Origin of the sequence: Streptomyces recifensis (genome assembly GCF_002154615.1) — a bacterium.
GTDB classification, from domain to species: domain Bacteria; phylum Actinomycetota; class Actinomycetes; order Streptomycetales; family Streptomycetaceae; genus Streptomyces; species Streptomyces griseoluteus.
Window position 1 is genome coordinate 1 of sequence record NZ_MUNH01000312.1, and the last position, 5,034, is coordinate 5,034.

General features: G+C 72.7%; 4 protein-coding genes and 1 pseudogene. 4 read left to right on the plus strand and 1 reads right to left on the minus strand.

The window, feature by feature from the left end:
• Together CCN33_RS17560 and CCN33_RS17565 are read left to right on the plus strand one after the other, a co-directional pair.
• Positions 1-662: pseudogene (locus CCN33_RS17560) on the plus strand (response regulator transcription factor); the annotation flags it as partial.
• Between the two features lie 8 nt (positions 663-670).
• On the plus strand, positions 671-2,113 hold the full coding sequence (locus tag CCN33_RS17565) for a sensor histidine kinase (protein WP_244173848.1): 1,443 nt from the start codon (positions 671-673) through the stop codon (positions 2,111-2,113).
• On the opposite strand, the gene CCN33_RS17570 is transcribed toward CCN33_RS17565, so the two are convergent.
• Entirely contained in the window at positions 2,110-3,729 is a 1,620-nt protein-coding gene (locus CCN33_RS17570; protein WP_086694542.1) for an ABC-F family ATP-binding cassette domain-containing protein, read from the minus strand. The genes CCN33_RS17565 and CCN33_RS17570 overlap by 4 nt on opposite strands.
• 88 nt (positions 3,730-3,817) lie before the next feature.
• On the opposite strand from CCN33_RS17570, the gene mshD reads away from it, so the two are divergent.
• On the plus strand, positions 3,818-4,744 hold the full coding sequence (mshD, locus tag CCN33_RS17575) for a mycothiol synthase (protein ID WP_086694541.1): 927 nt from the start codon (positions 3,818-3,820) through the stop codon (positions 4,742-4,744).
• Positions 4,745-4,848: 104 nt separating this feature from the next.
• Positions 4,849-5,034: GntR family transcriptional regulator (locus CCN33_RS17580; RefSeq protein WP_140394575.1), on the plus strand; the 186-nt coding region annotated here is incomplete at its 3' end.

The window sequence follows — 5,034 nt, forward strand, 5'->3', positions numbered from 1 at the left end:
CCCCGCCGAAGGCGACCGAGACCCCCAGCGCATCCTGATCGTCGACGACGAACCGGCCGTACGCGAGGCCCTGGAACGCAGCCTCGCCTTCGAGGGGTACGACACCCGGGCCGCCGTCGACGGAGCGGACGCGCTGGAGCAGGCCGGGGACTACCGGCCCGACCTGGTCGTGCTGGACATCCAGATGCCCCGGATGGACGGCCTGACCGCCGCCCGCCGCATCCGGAACNNACGCCGGGGCCGACGACTACCTGGTCAAGCCCTTCGAACTGGACGAGCTGTTCGCCCGCATCAGGGCCCTGCTGCGGCGCAGCTCGTACGCGGGAAGCGTCTCCGCCGAGGCCCGCGAGAACGAGGCGCTCACCTTCGGCGACCTGCGGATGGACCTCGCCACCCGCGAGGTACGGCGGGGCGAGCGGCCGGTGGAGCTGACCCGTACGGAGTTCACCCTGCTGGAGATGTTCATGGCGCACCCGCGCCAGGTGCTCACCCGTGAGCAGATCCTCAAGGCGGTGTGGGGCTTCGACTTCGAACCCTCCTCCAACTCCCTCGACGTGTACGTGATGTACCTGCGCCGCAAGACCGAGGCGGGCGGCGAGCCCCGGCTCGTGCACACCGTCCGGGGCGTCGGGTACGTCCTGCGGCAGGGCGGCGCCGAGTGAGGAGGCTGATGCGGCGCTACCGGGCGCTGCCGATCCGGGCGAGGCTCGCGATGCTGGTCGCGGCGGCCGTCGCCTTCGCGGTGGCCGCGGTCTCGGTCACCTGCTGGTTCATCGTGCAGGGCAAGCTGTACGGCGAGATGGACGAGCGCCTGCAGAGCCTCGGCCGCCCGCTCAGCCCCGACCAGGTGACCACGCTGCTGCTGACCTGTCCGCAGTCGCCCGGCGCGGACGAGGGGCCGCCCTCGTTCCTCTACCTCCAGATCGTCACCGCCGAGGGCAAGACCTGCGTCACCCCGTTCTCCGAGGGCACGGTCAGGACCACCGCCGCGGACGTGGCCGCCGCCCGGCACGCCACCCTCGGCCGGCGCACCCTGCGCGACGGCGTCGACTCCAAGGGCCGCGACGTACGGGTCATGACCAGCGCCGTGCCGGTCGGCGGGGCTCCGGGGGCGCAGCCGTACCCGGAGGTCGCCGTGATGGTGGCCTTCTCCCTGAAGGACACCCAGCGCACCCTGAGCGACCTGGCGCTGATCCTGCTGCTCGTCTCCGGGATCGGGGTGGTGGGCGCGGGGGTGGCCGGACTCGCGGTGGCGCGGGCCGGGCTGCGGCCGGTGGACAAGCTGACCGAGGCGGTCGAGCACGTGGCCCGCACCGAGGACCTGGCCGTCCGCATCCCGGTGGCCGACGACAGCGACGACGAGGTGGCCCGGCTCTCCCGGTCCTTCAACTCGATGACGACCGCGCTGGCCGGGTCCCGCGATCTTCAGCAGCAGTTGATCGCGGACGCCGGGCACGAGCTGCGCACCCCGCTCACCTCGCTGCGCACCAACATCGAGCTGCTGACCCGCAGCGAGGAGACCGGCCGCCCGATCCCGGCCGCCGACCGCAAGGCGCTGCTGGCCTCGGTGAAGGCACAGATGACCGAACTGGCCTCGCTGATCGGGGACCTGCAGGAACTGTCCCGCGCCGAGGGGCAGCGCGGGGAGCGGGTCCAGGTGTTCTCCTTCCAGGAGACCGTCGAGGAGGCGCTGCGCCGGGCCCGGCTGCGCGGACCGGAGCTGACGATCACGGCCGGCCTGGAGCCCTGGTTCGTCCGGGCGGAACCCTCCGCGCTGGAGCGGGCGGTGGTCAACATCCTGGACAACGCGGTGAAGTTCAGCCCCGAGGGCGGCACGGTCGAGGTCCGGCTGACCGACGGCGTGCTGACCGTACGGGACCACGGTCCGGGCATCCCGGCCGATGAGCTCCCGTACGTCTTCGACCGGTTCTGGCGCTCCCCCAGCGCCCGCGCGCTGCCCGGCTCGGGACTCGGCCTGTCCATCGTGGCCCGTACGGTCCAGCAGGCGGGCGGCGAGGTCACGCTCGGCCGCGCCCCGGACGGCGGCACGGTCGCCACCGTCCGGCTGCCGGGCGCGCCGACGCCCCCGCCGGAGACGCACGAGGAGGGCTAGCGGGCGCGCTCCACCCGGCGTTCGTCCCACACCGGCTCCGGGGTCTCGCGGACCCGGCCGTCGGAGCCGAAGACCAGGAAGCGGTCGAAGGAGCGGGCGAACCAGCGGTCGTGGGTGACGGCCAGCACGGTCCCCTCGTAGGCCTCCAGCGCCTCCTGGAGTGCCTCGGCGCTCTCCAGGTCGAGGTTGTCGGTGGGCTCGTCCAGCAGCAGGGCGGTGGTGCCGGCCAGTTCCAGCAGCAGGATCTGGAGCCGGGCCTGCTGGCCGCCGGAGAGCCGCTCGAAGTTCTGCTCGGCCTGTCGGTCCAGGCCGTAGCGGCGCAGGATCGACATGGCCGGGCCGCGTGCGTGGGAGTGCTCGGACCACAGGATGTCCAGCAGGGTGCGGCCGACCAGCTCGGGGTGGGCGTGGGTCTGCGCGAAGTGACCCGGCACCACCCGCGCGCCGAGCTTCCACAGCCCGGTGTGCGCGATGTCCGTCCCGGCCAGCAGGCGCAGGAAGTGGGACTTGCCGGAGCCGTTGGAGCCGAGGACCGCGACCCGCTCGCCGTAGAAGACCTCCAGGTCGAACGGTTTCATCAGCCCGGTCAGTTCCAGCGCCTCGCAGGTGATCGCGCGCACGCCGGTACGGCCGCCGCGCAGCCGCATCCGGATGTCCTGCTCCTTGGGCGGCTCGGGGGGCGGCCCCGCCTCCTCGAACTTGCGCAGCCGGGTCTGCGCGGCCGCGTACCGCGAGGCCATCTCGTGGCTGACCGAGGCCGCCTGCTGGAGGGTGACCACCAGCTTCTTGAGCTGGGCGTGCTTCTCCGCCCACCGCCTGCGCAGCTCCTCGAAGCGGGCGAAGCGCTCGCGGCGGGCGTCGTGGTAGGTGGCGAAGCCGCCGCCGTGCACCCAGACGTCGGCGCCGCCCTCGGCGGGTTCCACGCTGACGATCCGCTCGGCACAGCGGGCGAGCAGTTCCCGGTCGTGCGAGATGAACAGCACGGTCTTGCGGGTGGCCCGGATCTGCTCCTCCAGCCAGCGCTTGCCGGGCACGTCCAGGTAGTTGTCCGGCTCGTCCAGCAGCAGCACCTCGTCGTGGCCCCGGAAGAAGTACTCCAGCACCAGCCGCTTCTGCTCACCGCCGGAGAGAGTGTTCACCTGGCGCCACTGGGCCTGGTCGTAGGGGATGCCGAGGGCCGCCGTGGTGCACATGTCCCACAGCGTCTCCGTCTCGTACCCCTGGGCCTCGGCCCAGTCGGAGAGGGCCTGGGCGTACGCCATCTGCGCGGCCTCGTCGTCCACGGTCATGATCGCGTGCTCGGCCTCGTCGACCGCCTTCGCGGCCGTGCGGATGCGCTGGGGGGCGACGGAGACGAGGAGGTCGCGGACGGTCGACTCGTCCCGGACGCCCCCGACGAACTGGGGCATCACCCCGAGTCCGCCGCTGACGCTCACCTTGCCGCCGTGCGCGTCGAGTTCGCCCGCGATGATCCTGAGCAGCGTCGTCTTGCCCGCGCCGTTCGGGCCGACCAGCGCGACGGCCGAGCCCTCGCCGACGCGGAACGACACATCACCGAGCAGCGCCCGCCCGTCCGGCAGGTAGTACTCGAGATGCGCGACGTCCAGATGTCCCATGGCCCGCATTCTCCCCGCTCGACCCCGCCGGACGGAAACGGATTCCCGCGCATCCGGCGCCGGCCGCGCGCGCCGTACCCTCGTACGCATGAGCAGCGACGACTCCGTACGGTCCTTCCCCGCCCGCTCCATCGAGACGCACGCCGCACTCACGCCGGGTCAGGCCGAGGCCGTGCTCGCACTCCTCGCCGAGGCCGCCCGCGCGGACGGGCAGCAGCCGGTCTCCGAGCAGGGCCGGCTGCAACTGCGCGGCGGCGCCCGGCCGGGCGTCTCCCATCTGCTGCTGTACGCCGGGGACGAACTGGTCGGCTATGCCCAGCTGGAGGACACCGACCCGGTGGAGGCCCCCGCCGCCGAGCTGGTCGTGCGGCCCTCGCACCGGGGACGCGGGCACGGACGGGCGCTCGGCACCGCCCTGCTGGCCGCCTCCGGCAAGCGGCTGCGGGTCTGGGCGCACGGCGGCCACCCGGCGGCCCGGCACCTCGCGCAGGTGCTCGGCCTGACCCTGTTCCGCGAACTGCGCCAGATGCGCCGGCCGTTGACCGGCCTGGAGCTGCCCGACCCGGTGCTGCCCCAGGGCGTGACGGTACGGGCCTTCGAGCCGGGCCGGGACGAGGAGGCGTGGCTCGAGGCCAACGCGGCGGCGTTCGCCCACCACCCGGAGCAGGGCTCGCTGACCCGGCGCGACCTGGACGACCGGGAGAGCGAGGCGTGGTTCGACCCGGCGGGGTTCTTCCTGGCCGAGCAGGACGGCGAGCTGGTCGGCTTCCACTGGACCAAGGCGCACGCCGAGGAGGGCCTCGGCGAGGTGTACGTGGTCGGGGTGCGCCCCGGCCGCCAGGGCGGCGGCCTCGGCAAGGCGCTCACCACGATCGGCCTGCGCCACCTGGCCGGGCGCGGCCTGCCCACCGCGATGCTCTACGTCGACGCGGACAACAAGGCGGCGGTGTCGGTGTACGAGCGCCTGGGCTTCACCACCCACGAGACGGACCTGATGTACCGCACGGAGACGTGAACCCTTCCTGACTGCAACTGAGTTGAGGGGCGTCCGGATTTGACGGGCGCCCCTCTTCTGCATCACCCTTCCACTACTCAATTAGTGAAAGGGTGGTTCAGCGCGTGGTCGAATACCGCATCGATCGGCACAGCGGGGTCGCCACCTACGTCCAGATCGTCCAGCAGACCAAACAGGCCCTCCGGCTCGGACTGCTGCGCCCCGGCGATCAACTGCCCACCGCCCGCGAGGTCGTGGAGTCCACCGCCATCAACCCCAACACCGTCCTGAAGGCGTACCGCGAGCTGGAG